Source organism: Pseudoclavibacter sp. Marseille-Q434, from assembly GCF_050315415.1.
GTDB lineage: Bacteria > Actinomycetota > Actinomycetes > Actinomycetales > Microbacteriaceae > Pseudoclavibacter.
Genome location: NZ_JBNPQH010000001.1, coordinates 859,399 through 883,074 on the forward strand (window position 1 = coordinate 859,399; position 23,676 = coordinate 883,074).

General features: G+C 68.2%; 21 protein-coding genes and 4 tRNA genes. 13 read left to right on the plus strand and 12 right to left on the minus strand.

Features of this window, described 5'->3' with window-relative positions; genetic code table 11:
- Positions 1-98: 98 nt before the first annotated feature.
- From ACQFZP_RS04180 to ACQFZP_RS04190, 3 genes are all read left to right on the plus strand, one after another.
- Positions 99-1,331 (plus strand): ammonium transporter, encoded by a 1,233-nt coding sequence (locus ACQFZP_RS04180; RefSeq protein ID WP_211890421.1) that lies wholly within the window; start codon positions 99-101, stop codon positions 1,329-1,331.
- Between the two features lie 111 nt (positions 1,332-1,442).
- On the plus strand, positions 1,443-1,943 hold the full coding sequence (locus tag ACQFZP_RS04185; protein ID WP_211890422.1) for a DUF456 domain-containing protein: 501 nt from the start codon (positions 1,443-1,445) through the stop codon (positions 1,941-1,943).
- A 112-nt stretch (positions 1,944-2,055) separates the two neighbouring features.
- Positions 2,056-2,934 carry a hypothetical protein gene (locus ACQFZP_RS04190; RefSeq protein WP_179556666.1) on the plus strand — a complete coding sequence of 293 codons (879 nt, stop codon included), beginning with the start codon at positions 2,056-2,058 and terminating at the stop codon, positions 2,932-2,934.
- A gap of 105 nt (positions 2,935-3,039) precedes the next feature.
- Here the strand turns inward: ACQFZP_RS04190 and ACQFZP_RS04195 are convergent, their stop codons facing one another.
- Entirely contained in the window at positions 3,040-5,874 is a 2,835-nt protein-coding gene (locus tag ACQFZP_RS04195) for an ExeM/NucH family extracellular endonuclease (RefSeq protein WP_211890423.1), read from the minus strand.
- 108 nt (positions 5,875-5,982) lie between these two features.
- A complete protein-coding gene (locus tag ACQFZP_RS04200; protein ID WP_211890424.1) occupies positions 5,983-7,041 on the minus strand; it encodes a Ku protein in 1,059 nt (352 codons plus the stop codon).
- Positions 7,042-7,134: 93 nt separating this feature from the next.
- Here ACQFZP_RS04200 and ACQFZP_RS04205 point away from each other — a divergent pair, with 93 nt between their 5' ends.
- On the plus strand, positions 7,135-9,531 hold the full coding sequence (locus ACQFZP_RS04205) for an ATP-dependent DNA ligase (protein ID WP_211890425.1): 2,397 nt from the start codon (positions 7,135-7,137) through the stop codon (positions 9,529-9,531).
- An 81-nt stretch (positions 9,532-9,612) separates the two neighbouring features.
- Here ACQFZP_RS04205 and ACQFZP_RS04210 read toward each other — a convergent pair whose 3' ends face one another.
- The gene (locus tag ACQFZP_RS04210; RefSeq protein WP_104312004.1) at positions 9,613-9,816 is read right to left on the minus strand and encodes a hypothetical protein; all 204 of its coding nucleotides are present in this window, start codon (positions 9,814-9,816) and stop codon (positions 9,613-9,615) included.
- 206 nt (positions 9,817-10,022) lie between these two features.
- Here ACQFZP_RS04210 and ACQFZP_RS04215 point away from each other — a divergent pair, with 206 nt between their 5' ends.
- Both ACQFZP_RS04215 and ACQFZP_RS04220 read left to right on the plus strand, forming a co-directional pair.
- Positions 10,023-10,517 carry a hypothetical protein gene (locus ACQFZP_RS04215; RefSeq protein WP_211890426.1) on the plus strand — a complete coding sequence of 165 codons (495 nt, stop codon included), beginning with the start codon at positions 10,023-10,025 and terminating at the stop codon, positions 10,515-10,517.
- A gap of 83 nt (positions 10,518-10,600) precedes the next feature.
- Positions 10,601-10,840 carry a DUF3263 domain-containing protein gene (locus tag ACQFZP_RS04220; protein ID WP_104312002.1) on the plus strand — a complete coding sequence of 80 codons (240 nt, stop codon included), beginning with the start codon at positions 10,601-10,603 and terminating at the stop codon, positions 10,838-10,840.
- Here ACQFZP_RS04220 and ACQFZP_RS04225 read toward each other — a convergent pair.
- Positions 10,837-11,727 carry a DUF5996 family protein gene (locus ACQFZP_RS04225; protein WP_211890427.1) on the minus strand — a complete coding sequence of 297 codons (891 nt, stop codon included), beginning with the start codon at positions 11,725-11,727 and terminating at the stop codon, positions 10,837-10,839. The two genes, ACQFZP_RS04220 and ACQFZP_RS04225, sit on opposite strands and share 4 nt — an antisense overlap.
- A gap of 34 nt (positions 11,728-11,761) precedes the next feature.
- The gene (locus tag ACQFZP_RS04230) at positions 11,762-12,976 is read right to left on the minus strand and encodes an amidohydrolase family protein (RefSeq protein ID WP_211890428.1); all 1,215 of its coding nucleotides are present in this window, start codon (positions 12,974-12,976) and stop codon (positions 11,762-11,764) included.
- A gap of 205 nt (positions 12,977-13,181) precedes the next feature.
- Between ACQFZP_RS04230 and ACQFZP_RS04235 the strand changes: the two genes are divergently transcribed.
- Both ACQFZP_RS04235 and ACQFZP_RS04240 read left to right on the plus strand, forming a co-directional pair.
- Positions 13,182-14,648 carry an amino acid permease gene (locus ACQFZP_RS04235; RefSeq protein WP_211890429.1) on the plus strand — a complete coding sequence of 489 codons (1,467 nt, stop codon included), beginning with the start codon at positions 13,182-13,184 and terminating at the stop codon, positions 14,646-14,648.
- 82 nt (positions 14,649-14,730) lie between these two features.
- Positions 14,731-15,006 (plus strand): hypothetical protein, encoded by a 276-nt coding sequence (locus tag ACQFZP_RS04240; protein ID WP_104311998.1) that lies wholly within the window; start codon positions 14,731-14,733, stop codon positions 15,004-15,006.
- Between the two features lie 22 nt (positions 15,007-15,028).
- On the opposite strand, the gene ACQFZP_RS04245 is transcribed toward ACQFZP_RS04240, so the two are convergent.
- The 3 genes from ACQFZP_RS04245 to ACQFZP_RS04255 all read right to left on the minus strand — a co-directional run bounded on the left by ACQFZP_RS04245 (position 15,029) and on the right by ACQFZP_RS04255 (position 18,401).
- Positions 15,029-16,432 (minus strand): TY-Chap domain-containing protein, encoded by a 1,404-nt coding sequence (locus ACQFZP_RS04245; protein WP_211890430.1) that lies wholly within the window; start codon positions 16,430-16,432, stop codon positions 15,029-15,031.
- 45 nt (positions 16,433-16,477) lie between these two features.
- Positions 16,478-17,059 carry a hypothetical protein gene (locus ACQFZP_RS04250; RefSeq protein WP_249312032.1) on the minus strand — a complete coding sequence of 194 codons (582 nt, stop codon included), beginning with the start codon at positions 17,057-17,059 and terminating at the stop codon, positions 16,478-16,480.
- Between the two features lie 115 nt (positions 17,060-17,174).
- Positions 17,175-18,401: a hypothetical protein gene (locus ACQFZP_RS04255; protein WP_211890432.1), complete on the minus strand. Its 1,227-nt coding sequence runs from the start codon at positions 18,399-18,401 to the stop codon at positions 17,175-17,177.
- 152 nt (positions 18,402-18,553) lie between these two features.
- Between ACQFZP_RS04255 and ACQFZP_RS04260 the strand changes: the two genes are divergently transcribed.
- The gene (locus tag ACQFZP_RS04260; protein WP_211890433.1) at positions 18,554-19,084 is read left to right on the plus strand and encodes a hypothetical protein; all 531 of its coding nucleotides are present in this window, start codon (positions 18,554-18,556) and stop codon (positions 19,082-19,084) included.
- A gap of 108 nt (positions 19,085-19,192) precedes the next feature.
- Here ACQFZP_RS04260 and ACQFZP_RS04265 read toward each other — a convergent pair.
- A tRNA-Val gene (locus tag ACQFZP_RS04265) sits at positions 19,193-19,265 on the minus strand.
- A 331-nt stretch (positions 19,266-19,596) separates the two neighbouring features.
- Between ACQFZP_RS04265 and ACQFZP_RS04270 the strand changes: the two genes are divergently transcribed.
- The 4 genes from ACQFZP_RS04270 to ACQFZP_RS04285 all read left to right on the plus strand — a co-directional run bounded on the left by ACQFZP_RS04270 (position 19,597) and on the right by ACQFZP_RS04285 (position 20,891).
- A tRNA-Gly gene (locus ACQFZP_RS04270) sits at positions 19,597-19,668 on the plus strand.
- Between the two features lie 64 nt (positions 19,669-19,732).
- Positions 19,733-19,803 (plus strand) — tRNA-Cys (locus tag ACQFZP_RS04275).
- A gap of 6 nt (positions 19,804-19,809) precedes the next feature.
- A tRNA-Val gene (locus ACQFZP_RS04280) sits at positions 19,810-19,884 on the plus strand.
- A gap of 77 nt (positions 19,885-19,961) precedes the next feature.
- Entirely contained in the window at positions 19,962-20,891 is a 930-nt protein-coding gene (locus tag ACQFZP_RS04285; protein WP_211890434.1) for a methyltransferase domain-containing protein, read from the plus strand.
- On the opposite strand, the gene ACQFZP_RS04290 is transcribed toward ACQFZP_RS04285, so the two are convergent.
- From ACQFZP_RS04290 to ACQFZP_RS04300, 3 genes are read right to left on the minus strand one after another with little or no spacing between them, the layout of a single operon-like run.
- Positions 20,881-21,471 carry an SMI1/KNR4 family protein gene (locus ACQFZP_RS04290; RefSeq protein WP_211890435.1) on the minus strand — a complete coding sequence of 197 codons (591 nt, stop codon included), beginning with the start codon at positions 21,469-21,471 and terminating at the stop codon, positions 20,881-20,883. The two genes, ACQFZP_RS04285 and ACQFZP_RS04290, sit on opposite strands and share 11 nt — an antisense overlap.
- Positions 21,472-21,531: 60 nt before the next feature.
- A complete protein-coding gene (locus ACQFZP_RS04295; RefSeq protein ID WP_211890436.1) occupies positions 21,532-22,161 on the minus strand; it encodes an NUDIX hydrolase in 630 nt (209 codons plus the stop codon).
- Positions 22,158-23,639, minus strand: coding sequence for a nicotinate phosphoribosyltransferase (locus tag ACQFZP_RS04300; protein ID WP_211890437.1), 1,482 nt, complete (start codon positions 23,637-23,639; stop codon positions 22,158-22,160). Before ACQFZP_RS04300 ends, ACQFZP_RS04295 begins: the two co-directional genes overlap by 4 nt.
- Between the last annotated feature and the right edge of the window lie 37 nt (positions 23,640-23,676).

Sequence of the window (23,676 nt, forward strand, 5' to 3'; positions counted from 1 at the left end):
GCGACACGAGCCCCTAGCAGACTCGTTGCATCTCCCCACACCGTGTCACGACGACGCGTCCTCCAGGCCGCAGCACGGGTGGCGAAAGCGAGGATGCAATGGATACCGGTGGAACCGCGTGGCTGATGATCAGCGCAGCGCTTGTGCTCTTCATGACACCAGGACTCGCCCTCTTCTACGGCGGCATGGTCAAGGAGAAGAGCGTCGTGAGCATGATGATGCTCTCGTTCGGGGCGCTCGGCCTCGTCGCCGTGCTGTGGATTCTGTACGGCTACAACATGTCGTCCGTGTCGGGCGACTCCTTCTTCCAGTTCGCTGGGGATCCGCTCTCTGACTTCGCACTGACCGACCTCATCCAGGACAGCAACGCGACGGCCGGTGCGGCCTACGGCGGCACGTTCGCCATCATCACGACCGCCCTGATCTCCGGGGCCATCGCGGACCGCGCCAAGTTCGGTTCCTGGATGCTCTTCGCCGGCATCTTCGCCACGTTCGTCTACTTCCCCGTCGCTGCGTGGGTCTGGGGCGGCGGCTGGATCATGCAGCTCGGCGCTCAGCTCGGCTTCGAGGGCATCGAGGTCATCGACTACGCAGGTGGAACCGCCGTGCACATCAACGCAGGAGCGGCAGCACTCGCACTCGCACTGGTCCTCGGCAAGCGCGTCGGCTTCGCGAAGGGCATCACGCAGCCCCACAACGTGCCACTCGTGCTCCTGGGCACGGCGATCCTGTGGTTCGGGTGGTTCGGCTTCAACGTCGGCGCCGCATGGGGCGACCTCGGCGGCTCGGAATTCCCCGGCCCCGGACTGCTCTTCATCAACACGATCGCCGCTCCCGCCGCGGGCATCCTCGGCTGGATCATGGTCGAGAAGCTGCGCAACGGCAAGGCGACGTCCATCGGCGCCGCATCCGGTGCCATCGCGGGCCTCGTCGCCATCACGCCGGCGTGCGCCGTGCTGACGCCGGGCTGGGCGCTCCTCCTCGGCCTCGTCTCCGGCGGCCTCTGCGCGTTCGCCATCGAGCTGAAGTTCAAGCTCGGTTTCGATGACTCGCTCGACGTCGTCGGTCTGCACCTCGTCGGCGGTCTCGTCGGATCCATCTGGCCTGGTCTCTTCGCCTTCGACACCGGCCTCTTCACCGGCGGCGGAGTCGAGCAGCTCATCGTCCAGCTCATCGCATCGCTCGGTGTCCTCCTCTACTCCTTCGGTGTGAGCTTCCTCGTGGCCTGGGCCATCCAGAAGACCATCGGCTTCCGGGTGCGCCACGAGGATGAAGTGGCCGGCGTCGACGTGGTCGTGCACGGCGAGACCGGTTACGCGCTGTCCCGCTGATCACGCGGACGGCCTTCGGGGGCCGTGCATCCACTCTCCTGTGGATGCACGGCCCCCGTTCTCATGCGCCGCCACCCAGGAGGGGCGTTCGGGAACCGATACGGTTGACCCATGAGTGCCCCCGTGATCGCTGCAATCGTCGCCGTGGTCCTCGCGATCATCGGCATCATCGGCATCATCGTGCCGGTGCTGCCCGGCAGCATCACCATCGTCATCGGCTTCCTCGTGTGGGCGATCTTCGCTGGCACCTGGCCCGTCTGGGTTGCCTTCGGGGTCGGGGCGGCGCTGCTCATCACCGGCATGATCATCGGCTGGGTGCTCACGGGGCGCGGGCTCAAGAAGAAGCAGGTCCCGAACCGCTCGGTGCTCATCGGCCTCGCAGCCGGCATCGTCGGCCTGTTCGTGCTCCCGGCGTTCGGCCTTCCGATCGGCTTCGCGGTCGGCCTCGTGGCCTCTGAGTATGCACGGGTACGCGAGTTCCACGAGGCCCTGGACTCGAGCTGGACCGCGGTCAAGGCGCTTGGGCTCGGCATGGTCATCGAGCTCATGTGCGCGCTGGTCGCCACGACCATCCTCGCGCTGTCGATCTTCATCCAGTTCGTCTGGCTCTGAGTTTCCTGAGCGACCCGGGCAGTTCTGACTTCGACTTTCGGCGGGATCGTCTTACTCTTAGGGAAGCTGTGCGCGGAATGCGCGCCACAGCAGAACGTCGTAGAGGAGCCGTATGTCGAACGGGGAGACCTCGAACGCCATACTGGCGTTCGTCAAGAAGCGCCCGGGTGAGCTCGCCGCCGCGACGATGAGCGTCATTGCCGTGGGGGCGGTCGTTGCTGCCCTGACGGTCACGAACGGCCAGGGGGGCGACGTCGCGGCGCCCGTCGAGACCGTGGCCGTCCCTGCGACGACGAGCGCTGCCGTGGCGAGTGCCAGCTCCAGTGACGTCGTCAACCTGCACATGCTGGCCCAGCCGCTCGCGAGCCTTCCGTCTGAGCGGGTCGGAACGGCCGAGAAGGCTGCGTTGGAAGATGCCCTCGGCCAGGTCAAGGATGCGCTGAGTTCGACGTCGTCAGCGTCGAACGCGCTGCAGACCTCCTACACCGCCCTGCAGAACGCCGTGGGCGGCATGGCGACGAGCACGCTCGCCCTCGGCCAAGAGCACCGCCTTCAAGTCACGCTGGCTTCGGCAGACATCCTGACCGCGTACGACGCCGCACTCATCGAGCTGGCGGATGCGGCCGATGATCGCGCGCGCACGACGGGGATCTCGTCGGTCGTTCGCCAGGCGACTGCAGCGCAGAGCTCGCACAGCGCGGCGGTCGACACGCAACAGGGTGAGGACACGAGCGTTCCCGAGCAGCCCGTCGACGACTCGGGTGTCGACGCCCCCACGCAGGCACCCGCGCCCGCAGACCCGACCACGCCGACTCTGACCTCGCAGCCGGTTCCGGACGGGGCCGGAGGCAGCACGACGCCACCCGCGCCTGTGGAGACGCCAGAGCCCACTCAGCCGCCAGTCCCAGATCCCACCGACGAGCCCGTCGACCCGCAGCCGACGAGTGAGCCCACTCCGTCCGAGCAGTCCGGGAGCGACTCCGGACCGTGATCGCGGGCTGCGGTCCTGACGTCTGATGACCGGCCGTGAAGCAATTGCGCTTCACGGCCGGTCATCTCAGTTGAGGCGATTCTGCGCGCGCCCCTGATGATCAGGTCAGGCGCGGTCGATGCGGCGCCTCAGCAGGAATGCAAGCGCACCCGCAAGGAGCGCGGCACCGGCCGTGATGGGCAGGAGGGCGCTGAGTTCGACGCCGGTGGTGGCCAGCTGCTGTCCGTCGGCGTCCGGGGCCCCGGGACTGGTCGGCTGGCTGGTCGTCGGGCCGCCCGCGGCCGGTGGGTTCGCGCTCGCCGAGGGCGACGCTCCTGGCACGGTCCCGTCGGTCTGCGTGGGCTCGGGAGTCATTGTCGCCGTCGGCGTCGGGCCTGCCGTCGCCGTCGGCGTCGGCGCCACGGAGAAGTCGAGGCCGATCAGGAAGGGATTGTGGTCGGACGACCGGTAGACGTCATCCGTGTAGAGCTGGGTGACGTTGGAGTTGAAGCGGCTGTACTCGGTGCCGACCTGCTCATACGCGTTGATCGTCCACACGTCGGCGCCCGTCACTGCTTCGGCCGCTGCGCCGCTCGCGAGGATGTGATCGAGTGAGCCGACGGTGCCGCCGAAGCTGTACGAGTACTCGGTGCCTGAAGAGCCGGGCTCGCCAGCCGCCCGGTTGCGCGAGTCCCCGAGGTTCTCGTAGCCGGCGTCCTCGAGCACCCGCATGGGCTCCTCCTGCGAGTAGCTGTTGAAGTCGCCGGTGAGGAACAGCAGGTCCGTGCCGTGCTCGGCGCGTTGCGCTTCCGTGAAGCCGGCGAGCGCCTGAGCCTGCCGCGTCCGGTCGCCGTTCCACCCGCCGACGGCCCCAGCGGGCCCGACGATATCGTCCTCGTTCGCGTTGTCGCCCTCGCCGGAGCCGCCCTTCGACTTGAAGTGGTTGGCGACCACGATGAAGTCGGTGTCCGTCGCGGGATCCGAGAACGTCTGCGCGAGCGGAGCGCGTCCGTTGATGAACGCGGGGTCGTCGAGGATGCTCGAGGACCCGCTCAGCCCGACCGTCGCGGGCTGGTAGATGAAGGCGGTGCGGATGACGTCGTCACCCGTAGCCGGGATGTCCGCGGGCGAGGGGACGTGCGCCCACCGGTCCGCGCCGGCCGCGACGTTGAGCGCGTCCACGAGATCCACGAGCGCCGCATCGCGATCCTTGCCGAAGTCCGAGGAGTCCTCGATCTCCTCGAGCGCGACGATGTCGGCGTCGAGCTGGTTGATCGCGGCGACGATCTTCGACTCCTGCCGCCCCAGGTTCTCGGCGTCCCAGGCACCGCGCGGAAGGCATCCGTTCGCGCTGATGGGGTTGCCCTCACGGTCGGTGTAGCTCTGGCTTGCGTCGCAGGAGTCGACGCCGAGGCTCGTGAAGTAGTTGAGCACGTTGAACGTGCCGATCTGCAGGCTGCCGCCGACGGAGTCCGGGCCGACCTCTCGCACGTCGGAGAAGGTGACGGGTGCATCTTCCGTGCCCGTGAGGGTCGTCGTCGGCTGGAAGCGGTAGCTGTCGAAGGAGTAGTGAACGACGACGGGCTCGCTGAAGGTCGCCGTCGCGCCGACGGTGACGGGGGTCTCGATACTCAGGTAGGGAAGCGGGATGTCCGCGTTGACCATGCTGCCGCCTTCGCGTCGCAGGAAGTCCGTCGAAGCGCCGTCGTCGAGGATGACGCTGTGAGCGGCGTTGTACTCGGCCTGCGCGACCGCCTCGGGACTGCCCGGGGCTCCGACCTCGGTCGGCGTCACGAGCAGTCGCTCTCCGACGGAGAGCCCCACCTCGCCGTACTGGTTGAGCGCGTAGTTCTCTGAGACACGGTAGGTGCCGGTTGGCGCGAGCAGCATCCCCTCGTAGCGTTCCCGCTCCTCCTCGGTCTCCGGCCATTCGATCGCGACGGGCTCGACGACGTGCTCCGGTCGGACTTCGAGCTGCTCGACTCCGCTCGCGCTGATCTGGGTGGACTCGAAGCGCTCGCCGACTCGCCCGGTGACCGCGACTCGGTCGCCGATGCTGACCGTGGCCGCAGCGGCAGGGCCGTAGATGAAGACCCCGGTCGAGGCGCTGTGGGTGGTCGGGTCTGTGACCCCTGGCGTCTGGATGTTGAAGCCACCGAGCCCGCCTTCGGCGTAGACCGCCGTCACGATGCCCTCGGTGGTGACCGTCTGGTCGACGAGCGGTGTTTCGGCCCCCGTGCCCTGGATCTCCGCGATCGACACGAGCGCCGCCTCCGGCGGGACGGTCGGAACCGCGGTCGTCGTCGGCGCTGGGGTCGCGGTCGAGCCACCCGCGGAGTTCTCCGGCGTCGGCGCCGCCGCGACGAAGTCGGCCGCGTTCTCGTCGGTGTCGACTCCCGCAGCGGCGCGCTGGGCGCTGAGCGCATTGCCGAGCTCCGGCGCGGGGGCGGCACCCTCGAAGGCGCTCGCGCTCCCGTAGCCGAGGAGGTCGACGACGCCGACCGCATCCACGGCCGTGCCCGCGGGGAGCGTGACCGCTTCGGCCGTGTCGGCGAGGGCGACGATGCCTCCGCGCGCGCCCATCGCGATCTCCCCGCTCGCATCCGGCACCGGGAGCTCACCGGTCTGCGAGTTACCGGCCGAGAGGGCGACCAGGTAGTGCGAGGACGGTGCGACGGTGCCCGAGAGCTCCGCCACGCCGCCGAGATTGCCGCCCGCGGAGAAGTACTGGACTGACCAGCCATCGACGCTGATCGCAGCCGGGCCCGGGTTGTAGAGCTCCACGAAGTCGTTCGAGTACAGCGAGCCGGAGTTGCCCCCGCCCCCGTATGCCTCGTTGATCACGAGCTCGGTTCCGCTGGGTGCAGCGTCGGTCGGGGGAGCGGCTGCGACGAGCAGGCCGCCTCCGGTGAGCGTCGTCGCGGCTCCCACCGCGAGGAGCTTCTGCCAAGGTCGTGTCACGTGCGTCCTCCTGGGGCGTGCGTCTCTGACGGGATCGCCGTCACCGTACCCGCACCGTCTCGCGGGGGGACTTCCCGCACGTAAACACCCGGTGAACTGGAGGACGTCTCAGGCGCTCTTCCGCTCTTTCGCTGGCGCTGCCTTCTTCGTCGCCGTCTTCGTGTCAGCGGCCTTCTTCGTGGCCGACTTCGTCTCGCTCTTCGCGGTCTTCCTGGGAGCGCTCTTCGTCGCCCCGGTCTTCTTTGGCGAAGGCTTCTTCGACGTCGAGTTCTTCGACGTTCGCTTCTTCGCCGCCGTCTTCCCCGAGGAGGTCTTGCTCGCGCCCGCCTTGTCGTCCTTGGTGTCGCCCTGCTTCCCTGCGGCCTGACCCGACGGCGTCCTCCGCCCCTTGTCGATGCTCCGGCGGAGTGCGTCCATGAGGTCGATGACCTCGCCGCCCGCTTCGTCGTCGTCCTCGGGCTCGCCGAACGTCGCGGCGGTGTCGAGTGCGTCGCCCTCCGCGAGCTTCGCGTCGATGAGCTGCTGCAGCTGCTCCTGGTAGTCGTCGGTGAAACGGTCGGGCGCGAAGTCTGCCGCGAACGAGTCGACGAGCGATGCAGACATCTTCAGCTCCTTCGCCGAGATCCTCACCCGTTCATCGAGGGATGCGAAGTTTGCCTCCCTGACCTCGTCGTCCCAGAGGAGCGACTGGAGCATGAGCACGTCACCGCGTGTCCGCAGCGCTCCGAGCCGAGACTTCTGCCGGAGCGAGAAGTGCACGATCGCGGTTCGGTCCGTCTTCTCGAGGGTCTTCCGAAGCAGCACGTAGGCCTTCGCCGATTTCGAGTCTGGCTCGAGGAAATAGCTACGATCGAACATGATCGGGTCGAGCTGGTGGCTCGGCACGAACTCGACGACGTCGATCTCACGGCTTCGCTCTTCCGGCAGCGAGCTGAGGTCGTCCTCGGTGAGCACCACCGTCCGGTCCTCGTCGGCGTAGGCCTTGTCGATGTGCTCGTAGTCGACCACCTTCCCGCAGATCTCGCAGCGTCGCTGATAGCGGATGCGCCCGCCGTCCTTGTCGTGCACCTGGTGCAGGCGCACGTCGTGGTCCTCCGTCGCGCTGTACAGCTTCACTGGGACATTGACGAGGCCGAATGCGATGGAGCCCTTCCAGATGGATCTCATGCTGCAAGTACATCGGACGCGGGAGTTCGGGAGCCGAGTCGACGCTGAGTGTTCACCGGTGATCGCCTCAGGCTCGGGGTGCATCCTGGGCGGATGGTGACCCCGAAGCAGACGGTGACGGTTGATGGCCACCGTGTGACGCTCACGAATCTCGACAAGGTGCTCTACCCGGAGACCGGCACCACGAAGGCCGAGGTGCTCGCGTACTACGCGGAGATCGCTCCGTTCCTGCTGCCGCACGTGCGGGAGCGTCCCGTGACCCGCAAACGCTGGGTCGACGGTGTCGGGACCGCCGAGCACCCCGGCAAGGTCTTCTTCCAGAAGAACCTCGAGGCCAGTGCGCCGGCCTGGGTGCCGAGGGAGGGGATCGAGCACCGGGAGCACCGCAACGAGTACCCCATCGTGCGGGATGTCGCGACGCTCACCTGGCTCGCGCAGGTCGCCGCCCTCGAGCTGCATGTCCCTCAGTGGCGTTTCGGTCCGGGCGGAACGCCGATGAACCCCGACCGCCTGGTCCTGGACCTCGACCCGGGCGAGGGCGCCGGCCTCGTCGAATGCGCCGAGGTGGCGCGACTCGCTCGTCGGATCCTGCAGGGCATGGACCTCGACCCCGTCCCGGTGACGAGCGGCAGCAAGGGCATCCACCTGTACGCAGCCCTCGACGGAGCGCACACCTCTGATGAGGTGTCGCAGGTTGCGCACGAGCTCGCGAGGTCGCTGGAGGCCGACTACCCGGACCTCATCGTCAGCGACATGAAGAAGACCCTGCGGGCGGGCAAGGTGCTCGTCGACTGGAGCCAGAACAACGCGTCGAAGACGACCATCGCTCCGTACTCCCTCCGCGGACGCGCGCGGCCGACCGTGGCCGTCCCACGTACCTGGCGCGAGCTCGCGTCACCGCAGCTGCGCCACCTCGAGTACGACGAGGTGCTGACACGGATGCGCACCCGGCTGGACCCGCTCGCTCCCGTCGCCGAGGCCGCCAGGGAGGACCGGCTGAAGCGCTACCGGTCCATGCGCGATGCGTCCAAGACCAACGAGCCGGTGCCGGCGGCTGCCCCGCCTTCCTCATCCGGCCGTACCTTCGTCATCCAGGAGCACCACGCGAGACGGCTCCACTACGACTTCCGGCTCGAGCACGATGGCGTGCTGGTCTCCTGGGCTGTGCCCAAGGGCATTCCAGCGGATACGAAGAAGAACCACCTGGCGGTGCAGACCGAGGACCACCCCCTGGAGTACGGCACCTTCGAGGGCACGATCCCGAAGGGCGAGTACGGGGCCGGTGAGGTGTACATCTGGGACACGGGGACCTACGAGCTCGAGAAATGGCGCGAGGGCGAGGAGGTGATCGTCACCTTGCACGGCCAGGCCGCCGGAGGCCTCGGGGAGCCGACGCGGGTTGCGCTCATCCACACGCGGGGGAGCGGTGATGACAAGAGCAACTGGCTGCTGCACCGGATGTCAGCCGAGAAGTCGCCGAGGACGGGTGCGACAGCGTCACACCGCACCACGAGGCGGACCGGGCGCTCCAAGCCCTCGATCCCACCCATGCTCGCGACCTCGCGTAACACGAGCGTCTTCGACGACGAGGGTGACTGGGCGTTCGAGATGAAATGGGACGGCATCCGCATCGTGGCATCCGTCGAGCCCGCCGGGCCACGGCTGCTGACGAGGAACGGCAATGACGTGACGGCTGCGTACCCGGAGGTCGCCGATGCACTGCGCGCGAGCCTGAGCGGGCGGGTGGCGGTTCTGGACGGCGAGGTCGTGGCGTTGGACCGCCGGGGACGCCCTGACTTCGGCCGGCTCCAGTCGAGGATGGGCTTGCGCGTACCGCGCGACGTCGAGCGGGCGGCCGCGGAGGTGCCGGTGCACTACTTCGTCTTCGACCTGCTCGAAGCTGACGGCGAGAGCCTGATCGATCGACCGTACGAGGAGCGGCGCGACCTGCTCGTCGAGTACGTGCGCGAGCATCGCGGGCTGCGTGTTCCTCCGGTCGTCGAAGGCGACGCGAAGCTGGCGCTGACGAGCAGCGCTGAGCTCGGGCTGGAGGGTATCGTGGCGAAGCGGCGAGACAGCGTCTACCGTCCGGGTCGCCGTTCCGAGAGCTGGGTCAAGGTCAAGCACCACAGGTCCCAGGAAGTTGTCGTCGGGGGATGGCGTCCCGGACGGGGACGACGTGCCGACAGTATCGGCTCGTTGCTGCTCGGCGTCCCAGGCCCGGACGGACTCCGCTACGTGGGCCGTGTCGGCACAGGATTCACCGACCGACAGCTCGAACGGACCGCCCAGGAGCTGGCGTCCCGCGAGCGTGACGCGCCGCCGTTCGCCGACATCCCGGCGGCGGATGCGCGGGGTGCGGTCTGGGTGGAACCGGAGCTGGTCGGGGAGGTCGAGTTCGCAGAGTGGACCGCCGGTGGCCGCCTCAGGCAGCCGAGCTGGCGCGGATGGCGCCCCGACAAGTCTCCGGCGGAGATCAGCCTCGAGTGAGCCCGAGGGGCTTGCGTCCCAGGCGCGCCGCGCGCGGTGGAGGCCGGGGCACTAGCGCGACCCGGCCTCCGATACTGCGGTTCAGCCGTTGACACCCGCTGGCGGGACGGTGTCGTCGCGGTGCTGCGCCGCGTCATCGCGGACCTGCGTGGGCGGCTGGTCCGGCCGTTCCCGGTTGGGCTCACCCGTGCCGAGGCCCTGGATCGATTCTGCTTCGAGCCGCTCGTTGGTCTCGTCGAGGGTGGCGTCTTCGTCGTGGTCGGGGGTTGCATGCTGTTCTGTCATGCTCCGACCGTACGCACGCCAGCCGAGACGAAGATGAGTGCCCGGCGCTGCCTCGCTCGAACGCGCGCATCCGTTCACACGCAGCGCATAAGGTGCTGTTGCAGAATCTGACGCGTCTGACCACGAGGAGACCTCTGCCTATGACGAGCACCCGGCCCGCGCCGCCAGCCCACGCCCGATCCGCGTCTCCACGCCGACGGCGGTCGATGGGAAACGCGGTCCTCGGGGTGCTCGGCACGACACTCGTCCTCGCCGGGGCTGTCGTCCTGGCGATGTCTCTCTTGACGCCGACGACCGTGGAACGCGGGTACGGGCAGGTGAAAGCCGCAGTGAACGACATCGCCGCGGAGGTGCAGCTCCCCGCGGTCCGGCTCGGGGTCGAAGGCGGCCAGGAGGAACTCGACGTGTGCGACGGATCATTCATCGAGATGACCAGCTACCGCAACACCGTCGGAGTTCCGGCCGTGTACGCGGCGCACAACAACTGCGGGGGAGACATCGTCCTGAACTGGGCGGTCGGGACGCAGTTCGAGGTCGAGGGGCAGCCGGGCACGTTCGAGGTCGTCGACGTGCGGCACACGGCGAAGCACTGGGAGACGACGGAATCACTGATCGGACTGCAGGGGGACTTCGCACTGCAGTCGTGCTTCTACGGCGAGGATCGCATGCAGTTCGTCGGCATCAGACCGGTGGCCGGTTGACGTCACCCGCCTGGGCCATACAGAGGTGACGGCTGAAAAGCAAGAGCGGGTCATCTCGTTATGTCCTGACCTACTCTTCAGGCATGATCACCGCACGAGCAAGGGCGCTCCTGGAGTTCGAGGCAGCTCACCCTGGCCGCGACCGTCCGAAGCTCGACAAGATCCGGCAGCTTGGCCTCACTCCGGAGGGGTATGAGGCCAGGCTCGAGGTGCTCGTCGCCGACGTCGACGTCATGGCCGAATACCCCGAGCTCGTCTATCGCTACTGGAACCAGCGCCGCGATCGCGCGCCCGGCCCTGAAGTCAGGTCCCGGATGCGCTAGGCGCTTGTGGTGACGCTCGCCCAGTCGGCGAGGTCGGCCTCCGCTCGGTAGGTCGCCGTCAGGAAGTCCTGGACCAGCGCATCGGGGTCGGCCGCCTCGCGAACGACTTCGTACGGCAGGAGGTACTCGCCGAGGGCCTCGTCCCAGTAGGCCCCCTCCGGCACTCGCGCGTCCGCGAACCCGACGGGAGCGGGGTAGGCATACGAGTAGTAGGCGCCCTCGCGCCCGCCACCAGGCCAGAACCCGGCGCTCGAGATCTCGTGCGAGTACCCCTCGATCATGACCTCGTTGGGGCAGTTCGGGGCGCCGCCCGGGTGCCGCGGCGCTTCGCGGCCGGAGAAGCGCGTCACGGCGAGATCCATGGCTCCCCAGAAGAAGTGCACGGGGCTCACCTTCCCGGTGAATGCTGCGCGGAACCGCGAGAGCGCCCGGTCCGCGTCGACGAGCTGTCGCCAGAACGCGTGGGCCGCGTCGCGGTCGTAGCTGGCGTGCCGTGTGTCCTCGGCGAAGGGGATCGCGACCTCCACCTCATTCGGAGCGCCGTGGATGCGCGGGTGGAGGTTGACCTCTCCCAGCAAGGCGAACAGGCGGGACGAGAAGTCGGCGACGGACATCGGCTCGAGGTGCAGCACTCGCTCCCCGCCGTCGCTGTGCCGGATGACGAGACGGTGCTCCACGAAGTCGAACTCGATGTCGAAGATCGCGTCGCCGAGCGATTGCGTGCCCGTCCCGAGCCCGCGAGGAGTGACGTGCAGGGTCACGTTCCACCAGTGGTTGACGTGCGGCGTGCTGACCATGCGGATCTTTCCCACGATCTGCAGCCAGCGGTGCAGGGTGTCGCGGGTGTCGGTCCAGCTGTCCACGGCGAGGATCGGTCGAGTCGTCACATGCTGACGATAGCGGAATGGGCCTCGAGCTGGGTCACTCCCAGGGAACCTCGCGCATTGACTCCAGGTCGACGAGTCGTCCGCCGGCGATCACCGCAGACCGGTCAACGCGGCGCACGAGCGCGTCCATCGCATTCTCCGCGTCGAGCAGCACGATGTCTGCCCGGTCACCGACCCGGAGGTCGTGTGACTCGTCGGTCGCGCACCAGGCGCCGTCGCTCGAGGCGAGCTGGACGATCCGGGTGAGGTCCTCGTCCCTGACGAGCCCAGATGAGCGGCCGTACTGCCAGGCGATGCCGAGGATATCGCCGTCGCCGTACGGGCTCCACAGGTCCCGGATGCCGTCGGTACCGAACCCGAACCGGACTCCAGCCGCATCCAGCTCGTGCAGGGGCAGCTGGCGCATCCGCACGGGAGCGACCGTCGTCATGCTGACGCCCAGCTCGCCCATGCGCTGGAGGAGGTCGCGCCGCCGCTCGGCGTCGACGTCGACGAGCGCGAATCCGTGGGCGATGTTCACGAGGCCGGCCGGCAACCCGTCGCGCTCGACCCGGTCGAGGATGAGGTCGAACTCGAACGCGCCGAGGTCTCCCGGTTCGTGCAGGTGGATGTCGAGTCCGCAGCCGTGGCGCGATGCGATGTCGAAGAGACCGTCCAGCTGTCCGACCGGGTCCCGGTCGATGAGCGCTGGGTCGAGGCCCCCGATGTGCTCGGCCCCGTCCGCGGCGGCTCTCTCGAGCAGCTCGAGGACGCCGGGTCTGCGCAGCACGCCGTCCTGCGGGAACGCCACGATCGAGAGTTCGATGGCGCCGTCGAGGCGTTCTGCCGCCTCTCGGACGAACTCGATGCCGTCCAGGCCCACGCCGAGATCCACATCGACGTGCGTGCGCATCCGCGTCGTGCCGGTCAGCAGCGACTGCTGCAGCACCCGCAGCGTGGTCTCGACGCTCGGGATGCCGAGCGCATCCCTCCGCGCTCGCTCGTGGGCGATCCTGCCCTGCGTGCTGGACTCTCCGCCGAAGGACTCCCACGGCTTCCCCCACCAGCTCTTGTCGACGTGGGCGTGCGCGTTGACGAGACCCGGGAGGGCCAGAAGGTTCCCTGCGTCGAATTCGACGTCGCACGCGGCCTGTGCGGCGGCCTCGCCGACCGCGTGGACGCGGCCACCGGCGAGCAGCAGCTGCGTTGGTTCACCGCCCCAGACTCGCGCGTTCGTGACCTTCAGGGACGGTGAGGGCAGGGGACTCATGCGGGCAGTCTAGGGATGGGCACCTCTCGTACGCATGTGGTCGGGGTCCCCCCTCGTGACGAGGAGGCTCGCCCCAGCCTTCGGCACCCTTGACGAGTACTCGTAAGCACTGTCCACTCGTCCGCAGTCGCATCACCTCGCATACTGAGGATGCGGAATCGATCTTCACAGGGAAGTGACGGTCGCGCGAGAACGAGGAGTACCGATGAGCACACGAGGTTCGTCCCAGTCGATCATGCGGCGGAAGCCGATCGAGGAGATGGAGGAGGACAACAAGAGCAGCGGCCTCTTCAAATCGCTGGGGCTCTGGCAGCTCACGGCGATCGGCGTCGGCGGCATCATCGGCGTCGGCATCTTCTCCCTTGCTGGGCTCGTCGCCGCAGGCAGCGAGGGGACCCCGGGAGCTGGACCAGCTGTCCTCATCTCGTTCCTCATCGCCGGCCTCGCCTCGGCCGCCGCCGCGCTCTCCTACGCGGAATTCGCCGGCATGATCCCAAGGGCGGGCTCGGCCTACACGTACGGGTATGTCGCCCTCGGGGAGGTCATCGGCTGGTTCATCGGCTGGGACCTCCTGCTGGAGTACATCGCCATCGTGGCCGTCGTCGCCATCGGCATCTCCGGGTACTTCGACGCCTTCCTGTCGGGCCTGGGCATTCACATGCCGGTCTGGATGACCTCCACCGTCGACGAGGGCAAGGGAGGGATCGTCAACATCCCGGCCATCGCCGTCTGCCTGCTCGTGACCTGGATCCTGTCTCGCGGCACGAAGGCCTTCGGACGGTTCGAGCTCGTCGCGGTCGCCATCAAGGTGATCCTGATCCTGTTCATCATCGGCCTCGGCGTCTTCTACATCGACGCGAACAACTACAACCCGTTCATGCCGAGCGGCTTCGGCCCGGTGCTCGCCGGCTCGGCCACGGTGTTCTTCGCCGTCTTCGGCTACGACGCCATGAGCACCGCGGCAGAGGAGGCCAAGGACGGCAAGAAGCACATGCCGAAGGCCATCATCCTGTCGCTGATCATCGCGATGCTGCTGTACGTGGCGGCGACGCTCGTGCTGACGGGAATGCAGAACTGGGAGGAGATCGACCCGACGGCGGGCTTCGCCTCCGCGTTCAACAGCGTCGGCCTGCCGGTGATCGCCACGATCATCTCCGTCTTCGCAGTGCTGTCCATCCTGACCGTGATGCTGACGTTCCTCCTCGGCGTCACCCGTGTCTGGTTCTCGATGAGTCGAGACGGGCTGCTCCCGGGCTGGTTCGCGAAGACGGACCGCAACGGGACCCCGCAGCGCGTCACGTGGATCGCAGGCGTCGCGTCAGCCCTCCTTGCGGGTGTGTTCCCGATCAAGGCCGTCGCGGACCTCACCAACATCGGCATCCTCGCCGCGTTCGTCGTGGTCTGCCTCTCGGTCATCATCTTCCGCTACAAGCGCCCGGATGCTCCCCGAACGTTCAGGCTGCCGCTCATGCCCCTAGTGCCCGCGTTCGGCATGCTCGCGTCGGGGTTCCTGATGCTGCAGCTGTACTGGGAGACCTGGCTGCGGTTCGGCGGGTGGCTCGTCATCGGCCTGATCATCTACTTCGCGTACGGTCGCAGGCACTCGCTCATGAACCCGAACAGCCCGCGGCATACGGCGCTGAGCGACGGGAAGGGCAGCCAGCACGACTAGGCCGGTGCTGAGGCGGGCAGGCGTCATGCGGCCCAGCCTCGGTCCCGCCGCGGGTGTTCCGGCGTTCGGGTAGCGTCAGGGGATGGACCTCGAACAGGACGGACCGACAGCCCGCTCTGAGCCGCCGGAGCCGCCTCGCGCGGGACCGGGCCTCGCGCTCAACGGGCGGCGGAGCGGACCGTACATCGGCGCCGCGCTCGCGACGGTCCTCGGGTGCATCTTCCTCCTGCCGCTGGTCGACAGCTGGTGGCTCAAGGTGGCGGTGTTCTGCGTGTGCATCCTCCCGATCGTGATCGCTGTGTGGATCACCCGGAGAGCCATCCGCCGCGAGACGAACAGGCGGGCCGGGGAGCGCTGATGCGCGGTCGTGCACGCGGTCGTCAGCCTCGAGGGAGACGGAGGGCGGGGATCTCGAGCGCTGCCGTCCCGAGGTCGCGGGCCTCCCACTGCTCGGCCGTGTAGCTCGCCCCGTCAGGGAACACCTGCGGGTCCCGCCACGCGGTGTAGGTGAGCAGCCGCGGACTCTCGACGCTGTACCCATCACGAAGCACGGTGACCGACATCTCCGCAAGCGCACGCGTGACCGGGCGGCCGTCGTGCCGACGGGCGGTTGCCGACCAGTTCGGCTGGCTCGGACCCGGCGGCGTCCAGCCCGCGCCCCGGAGGACGCGCTCGTCGGCATCGGCGACGACACTGCGCCCGGGCGCCTCTGCCTCCATCACGTCGGGTCCTCCCGCGAACTGCACGTACCTTCGCGCGTCACCGGACGCGGACACGATGACGAAGACCCGGTCGGTGACCTGCTCGATCGCCGCGGCGAGCGCTCCGGCGAAGTCGCTCCACGTCGTGGGCACGCCCGTCGGCGTGCGCTCCCTCTCGTTCCGCAGCCACGGCGGGGCCGACGGAGTCCGCGTCGTCCTCACCTGCAACTCGGGGTCATCGAGCGCGACCGAGTGCACGTACTCCTGGATCTCCGGGCGCTCGAAGCCGAACTGCACGAATCCGCGGTCCACCGAACGTCGGTCCCGAGTCGAGAGCTGCACGGCGTGCGCGGACGTCGGCCTGACCTGGACCGACAGCTCACGGTACGTCCCGGGGTGCAGGATCGTGACGTATGCAAGCTGATCCTCGGGGGTGATCGTTCGGAGATGCTCTCCCCGCTGCGGCACGAAACCGGGTTGCGGCTCCTCGGAGCGCAGCGCCCACCCAGTGCTCCGCCGCACGACCGGGTACTCGAGGCCATCGAGCACCGCATACAGCCCCGGGGCCTGGAGCCGCGGAGAAATCGCCGCACCGCTCCGCTTGCCCGGAGCGGTGCGAGCACCCGCCCGTGCAGGCTCTCGGGGCGGAAGGACCTCCTCGGGGTGTCCTTCCCAAGGGATCGGCTTGCGAACCCTGGTGCTCGTGACCGTCAGCTCGGGGTCTCCATTGGTCACGGTCTTCCGCCAGTCGTGGCCACCGCGACGCAGCGCCTCGGCCGTGAACCCAAGGTCCGCCGACGAGCGGTCGGTCGAGACGAGGAGCAGTTCGGCGCCGCCGGGACGCGGCGCGACGTGCACCGGCAGCCCCCGGTAGGTGCCGGTGTGCTCGAACCCGAAGCACTCGACCTCATCGTCGATGGCGATCGGGCGGATGTACACGTCGTGATCGACGACGAAGCCCCGCACGGGGCTGGCCGAGCGGAACGCCCACCTGCCGTCGTGCACTCGCAGCGGGTACACCACACCGTCGTGGGTGGCGTAGAGCCCGGGCCCCGGAACCAGGTTCGATGCGGTGTGGTCCATGATGTCCTCTTCCTGCTTGTCAGCGCCTGCTGAGCATGCCGAACGTCAATGATCCCGGAGTCGACGCGCCTCGCGGTCGTACGCTTCGGCGTCGAAGTACGAGTCGGGTGCGAGCATGACCGGTTCCGAGTCAATCCAGACGGCGTTCCCATCGACCCGGAGGATCGCGATGACCATGACGTGGTCGCGCTCTGACGACCAGATCGTCAGCAGGCGGTCGTCACCGTTCGCGTGCTGCGCTAACGCAAGTGCCTCGACCGCCGGCTGGCGACGAGTGCTTCCCCGCTCCAGGGCACCGACGACGTCGTCGAGGGGGTAGCCGTGCCGCACCCCAAGGATGACTGAGTTCTGGAGGACACCACCGCCGCGTACTCGCCACCGGCGGGCGATGAGGAACGCCAGGACGATACAGGCGACGAAGGCTAGCGGGGGGAGAACAAACGCACCGGCAACCGCCTGACCGCTCCGCACTCGCCCGCCCAGCAATTCGACGGTGGCTGTCGGGTTGAGGTAAACGAGCAGCGCGACGAGGCCGGCGGCGACAGCTGAGGCCAGCCAGAACACCGTCTTGCGCGGCGATCTCTCAGACACGAACAGCTCCGGTCGCGTCGCGAACCAGACCGACAAGTCGCGTGACCTCGAGCGAAGCGGTTGGAACCCCATGACCCCACCCTACGGAACGTCCGGTGCGCTCGAACTCCGGCTGCTGGCGGCACGGACCTCAGGAAGCTCGCCTCCCGAGTCACCCGACTGGCGCGTTCATGCCGGCTGCCCAGTCGCGGATCGCCTGGCGCTCGCTGTCGCCGCAGACGTAGCCGTAGCCGGTCTCCTTGACGCCGTCGCTCAGCGTCCACTCGTTGAGATACGTCAAGGCGTAGCAGTCGGCCATGACCTCCTCGCTGCCCTGGAACAACCCCTGCGCGAGGAGGGCCTGGTAGCCGCCGTCGTCGTCCGGGTATCTGACGTCGTCTGCGCGTTGGTACACGTGCGCGAGCTCGTGGACGGTGGTCATCTTGGCATGCCACTCGGTGCGCTCGGCATCGGGGAGGAGGTGCACGATGAGGGGGCTGCCGCCCTTGACGCATCCGACAGTCTGGTAGCCCTGGTCTGCGTTCTCGTGGGTGCCGCAGGCGGTGGCCGCGTCGTACTGGACGTCGATGAACCCGTTCCCGGCGGCGTCGATGAGGCCTTCGCTCATGGACCCGCTCGCGTTCGTGCGGCGCGTCTCCGCGTCGGTGACGCTCTGTTCCAGGTCCGCGCGGAAGGTGCTCATCTGGTCGGCGAGGAGTTCCGCCGAGTACGCGGTGAGGTTCGGGTCCGTCATCTTGGCGTCCTGGTCCTCCATCCAGTCGAAGAGGGCCACGAGGGGCTTGACTGGGTTTGCCTCGAGCGCTGTCGAGAGCTCATCGATCTTCGTCCGCTCCTGCTCGTACAGCGCGATGTGATCGGCGAGGTCCGCGGCGCCGGTGTCGACCGGGGCTGCTTCGACAGAGGGGCTCGGGGTTGTTGCCGCGTCGCTCAAGCCGAGGATCGCGCCAAGGCCGGCGAACGCGAACAGGCCCATGAACGCGACCACGACCAGGCAGCCGCAACCGGCGAACCAGTACCCCGCCTTGCCTTTCCTGCGCGGCGGGTATGGGCTTGGACCGGGGGCGTACGGGGCGGCGGCCAGGCCTGCACGCGGCGGGTACGCGCCTTGACCGGGGGAGTAGGGGGCAGCGGCGAGCCCCGGATGCGTTGGGCGGGGCCCGTACCCGGTACGCGTCGGCGTCGGCTGCGGCTGCGGCTGCGGCTTGCCTGGCCCGCTGACCCCGTTCATCCATCGGATCAGCTCGGGCGTGGCGCCCGGGTTCGCGGCGATGTCCGCGCGGAGATCGGGGCGGCGCATGGCGATGTTGGTCAGGACGTGCGGTGGCGTTCCCGCGGCTCGCGCCGCTGCCCGATCCCGGTCCCATCCCACGTTCGCCATTGCTCTCCTCGTCGTCGGCCCTGATGCCGAGTTTAGAGCCGACCGGAGCCGACGAACCCGCAGTGGACCCGTCGGTCGCTCGCGTCACAGCGACTGTCGCCCGTCCCACCGGCCCGGCCGCGCCCGAGACCAGTGCCGCATAGCATGTGAGCGTGACGTATCCCAATCACTCTCCTCACGCGACCTTCTCGGGTGCACTCGGAGTCAGCGGCGGGGGAGGCTATGTGCCCGCCACTGCCGAGATCGGCGACGGCTGGATGACGTTGTGGGCCCTCGCGCCAGAAGGGTGGACCGTCGTCGTCCGCGCACCTGCATCCCAGGTCACGGTGACGTCGAGGGCGCAGAGCATCCATCTCGCCGTCGGGGGAGTGAAGTACCCGCTGCTCGCCGACCCTGGTGCCGTGAACCGCGCACTCGGGTACACCACCGCAGGCGCAGTCGCCGCAGTCCTCGACCGTCCGATGGCTGGCGCCGCAGCGGATGTCGGCGCCCTCCGGAATCAGATCTCGGCCGCGTCTTCCTGGAGCGCCGGCGGCGGACCGCAGTTCCTGGACGCGGCACGCCAGTCCGGCGCGCGCGTCTCACGCCTCGGCTACGGCGCTATCGCCGCCATCGGCTGCGGCACGGGCATCGCGGTCGTCGTCGTCGTCACGGTGCTCACCGTCTTCGCGGTCAACTTCTGAGGGCGGCCGGACCACAGTGGGTCCGTGCCGTTCCGAGGAGCAATCGCGAGAAAGACAGAAACCCCGGCGGACGAGACTCGATGTCTCGACGACCGGGGTTTCTCGCGGTGGGTGATGCGGGACTCGAACCCACGACCTCTTCCGTGTGAAGGAAGCGCGCTACCAACTGCGCCAATCACCCGCGACGAGGACTAATCATGCCACAGAATCCGGCGGGGGATGAGCACGCGGCACTGAAGTGCCGAACCGTGTCGCCGTGTCGTCCACGTGCACGAGTCAGTCGTGCACGCCCCGGGGCTGCGGACGTGCTTGCAGCGCCTCGAACGGCACCCTCCGGCGACTGTTCGCACCAGCCCCTCGTGCAGGAGACCCAAGACGCCCGCCGCGGCTTGCCGTTCTGACCAGGACTTTCGGCGAATTACACCGGTGGATTTTGTATCGCGGCTCGAGTTCCTATAGAGTCATTCTCGCGCTGGTCAAGCCGGAACGGAAGTTCCCGAGACAAGCGCGATGCGGATGTGGCGCAGTGGTAGCGCATCACCTTGCCAAGGTGAGGGTCGCGAGTTCGAATCTCGTCATCCGCTCGAGTGTGACTCAGTCTGGTGGTAAACACCAAGCGGAGTTTGCACGGGTTTCAACCCACAACACGGTGACGTGGCCGAGAGGCGAGGCAGCGGCCTGCAAAGCCGTCCACACGGGTTCGAATCCCGTCGTCACCTCGCAATGGGCGATTGGCGCAGCGGTAGCGCGCTTCCCTGACACGGAAGAGGTCACTGGTTCGATCCCAGTATCGCCCACCATTGAGAAGAAGGCCCCTGAATTTCAGGGGCCTTCTTCGTGTCCGCCGTCACTGCCGAACAAGCGGAGGATCCTCACCATGACGTCCGCGAGGGATACGACAGGCTCCGCAGCCGCAGGCAGTCAGCGCTCGAGACTCGAGGAACGCTACTTCCGGCGCATGGCGGCCGCCGTCGACGAGAAGACCGAGCTCACCTACTGGCTTCGCGGTGGACGCATTCTCGACATCGGCGCCGGCGGGGGAGAGCTGGCGGCCAGGATCGCAGCACTTCCTGACGTGGACGACGTCATAGCGCTCGACGACTCCGCCGACGCGGTCGCCCACTTGCGTGCTATCCCCGGCATTACGGTGCGGTCAGGGACCGCCGAGCAGCTTTCGGAACTCGGGTTGCGCGACCTCGACGGCATCGTCATGAGCTCGGTGCTGCACGAGATCGCCTCGTACAACCCGCGGGGACCAGAGCACGGTCGACAGGCTGCGCTAGCGAACCTCGCCGTTATCGGGAGGGCGCTCGCCCCCGACGGGGTGCTGATCATCCGCGACTTCGTCATGCCGAGCAACCCGGACCGGCCGCTGACGCTCGTCACCCCGGGACGGGATGGGGACGATCTGCTCGGCGCCTACCGGGAGCAGGTCCCAGTGCCCGAGCTCGCGGACTTCACCGCACGCGGCCCCCACACGTTCATGGCGACAGCGCGTGCTGTCACGGAGGCGCTCCTCACGGTCAGCTGGGGTGAGGGGTCGCTGCCGAGAGAGGCCCAGGAGCAGTACTGCCAGTTCGAGTTCGACGAACTTCCACACGCGGTTCTGGCCATGGACCCGGAGCTGTCGCTCCTGCACAGGGAGACATGGATCCAGCCCGGGTATCGACAGCACCTCGCGGGATGGACTGTTCTCGAGGAGGACGGGACGCCCTGGTTCCCGGACACGAAGGCCGTCTGGGTCTTCGAACGGAGTCAGGCGAGGGCCCACGACGGCGGCCGGGATCGCCGAGCGCTCACGCCGTGAGGTCCCGTTCGACTCGGAGAACGCCGAGTTCGCCATCGACGGTGAATTCCCCGTCGTCGAGGCGGCGGGCCAGACTCGTCAACCAGGCCCCGTAGGAGACTGCGATCGGAGCAGGAGTCGGTCCGTCGATCGGCAGCCAGATGACCTGCCCACGTTGGCCTGCGGGGAGCGGATCGAGGTCCACGGCGTGACCCGTCCCGTCAGAATCCGTGAAGCGGAGCCAGCCGCTGCTGTTCGGAATCGCTCGCACCCGATCCGGAGCCATCCACGAGTACTCCGTCGAGCCCACATCGTCGCCGAGCGCTTCGGACCGCACGCGGTGATCTTCGAGCATTGCCTCGATGCTCAGGAAGGTCAGGTGGTCGAAGAGGTCGAGGAGCTGCGTCGGGTTGTCCTGCCCGTCATGAATGCGCAGGCTCGCCACCAGTTCGTCTGGCAGGTCACCGACTGCGCCTGCAAGCTGGTCAAGCGAAGCGTCGTCTGCGCCGGGACGCAACGTGTCAGCGACGGCGGGGACGTGACGGCGCAGGACGCGCTCGATCGTCTCCCAGGCCTCTGCGATGTGCGGCATCTCGGCCATGAGCGCAATCCTCTCTTCGTGTGCGGACCTGCAAGGTGCCCGGTTCTTCCAGGGAACGACTCAGTCGCTCCACTCCCACACGGTCGTGCGGCCCCTGAGCTTGACGCCCGTCGTGTCGGTGGTGACCCGCACGACACCGGTTCCCTCGAGCCAGCGTCGGAAGTTCGGGCGATCGTACGGCTCCGATTCCAGCGCTGCACCCAGCGTGAGGGCGGTGCCAGAGGTGAACTTCTCGCCGAGCAGCGCTCGCGTGACCTCCCAGTCCCGCCAGACGATCTCACCGAGCCGCACACGCGCCGCCGCTACGATCACCGTGTGGTCGAAGGGCAGGCGCGGCACGTCGTCGAGCGGATGCCAGACCAGTTCGCCGGCACGGGCACCCGGTTCGAGGAACACGAGACTCGCGAGGGAGATTGTCGCGCTGCGCGGGTCGCGCATGGTGCCGTCGAACCAGCCGAGCTGGCGGGTGAACCGCACCTCGGACTCCGGGATACCGGCTTTCGTGCGCATGGCACGCAGCACTGGGCCTGGCCCGTGCTCGCCCGCAAGCAGGAGCACCCCCGGAAGAGCCTCTACGCCCGCATGCGGGTCGTACTGTCGCACCGCCAGACCGAACTCCAGCCGCTCGTCGCGATATCGCACGGGCAGTGCATCCATCGCGACGAGCGGCTGATCGTACGCTTCGCTCAACGCAGCACCGTCTGTGCGGCCAGCACCGCGCGAACGTCGGAGAACGTCTGACGGCGAACGAACGCCCCGTCCTCCCACACGGTCTGCAGGAGGGACTCGGCCTCCTCCGCGGGCGTGGCGCGCTCGATGAGGCGCATCCGAGCGTCTGCGTCTCGGACGACGGCGAGTCGCCCCGTGGCGCTCTTCTTCGTTCCGCTGTCGGTCACTGGATCCTTCCGGATGTCGACGCCGCGACCATCGACTCGAATCCACGTCGCCTTGATCGCGGACATGAACGTGTCCCTGGTCTGGTACTGGTACCCGAAGCTTCCCATGCCGAAGACGACGTTTCCAGATGCGAAGCCCTTCGCCGCGAGTCGCCCCGTGATGCGCACAGCACGCTCGCGGGTGATGGAATCGCCGTAGATCGCGCCGATGTGCGGGTCGAGCTCCCGGAAGCCCGCGGCATTCACGGTGCCGCCGAACGTGTCCCAGAGGAGCTCGATGACCCCCTTCCGCTCGGCCGTGCCGACGTCCCGGCCCTCGTCCTCGACTCCGCACAGGATGTCGACGGGGTCACCGGAGTCCGGCCGGATGACGAGCTTGCCGTCACGCGCGAGCACCTCCTGCTTGAGGGCGGGCAGGTACTCGGTGAGGACGCGCCAGAGGTCGAACGTGTCGGAGACCACGGAGACGATGCCACTCGGGTACAGGTGCAGGAGCCGCTCGAACAGCTCGCGCTCGCCGACCGTGGCGATGCCGGCGCACATCACGGAGTGCTCGGTCGCAGGCACGCTCCCCGCGACGAACTCGCCGCCGTAGTGGCGCTCGATCCAGTCGATGGAGACGAGGGAGTCGGTTCCCGTGAAGCTGAGCAGGTGCGCGGCGCCGCTCATCGCCGCAGTCTCGTTGGAGGACATGCCACGGTAGGAGAAGTCGTGTCCCTGCCAGTCGACGGCTGCGGGCGGCGTGCCCGTCCTGGCGGCCGCGACCTCGAGCGTCTCTCGCATCGCCCTGGCGAGCGTCGCCGTGGTCGAGGCCTGCCAGATCTCCGCGCTCAGGACCGTCTCGACGTAGTTCGTCAGCCAGAAGAAGTCCGGGTGCGTGTTCTCGATCGTGAAGCTCGGGATGCGCAGCGGCACCGCAGTGCCTTCCGGCACGGCGCAGAACCGCAAGGGGAGGAACCCGAGCCGGTGCAGTGCGCGGATGTGCGCGCTCCCGATCGTGTTCGGGCCGAGGATGCGCGCGAGTCGCGCCTCGTAGGCCGCGCAGACCTCGTCCTCGTCGGCGTCGAAGAAGACGCGGAACGAGTCAGCGTAGCGCTCGAGGAACGCCTGCAGCCCGAAGTGCACGACGGCCCCGATGTCGGCGACGCGGGATCCGCGGTTCGTGTAGTTGGAGTAGACGCCCGTGACGTTCCCCGCGAGTCCGTACTGCTGCAGGTGGCCGAGCTTGTACGCGTCCGTCTGGAAGAGGGGAGCGATTGCCGTGAAGTCCATGGTCGTGCCTTTCTGGTGGCGTGGTCGAGGTCGTCGT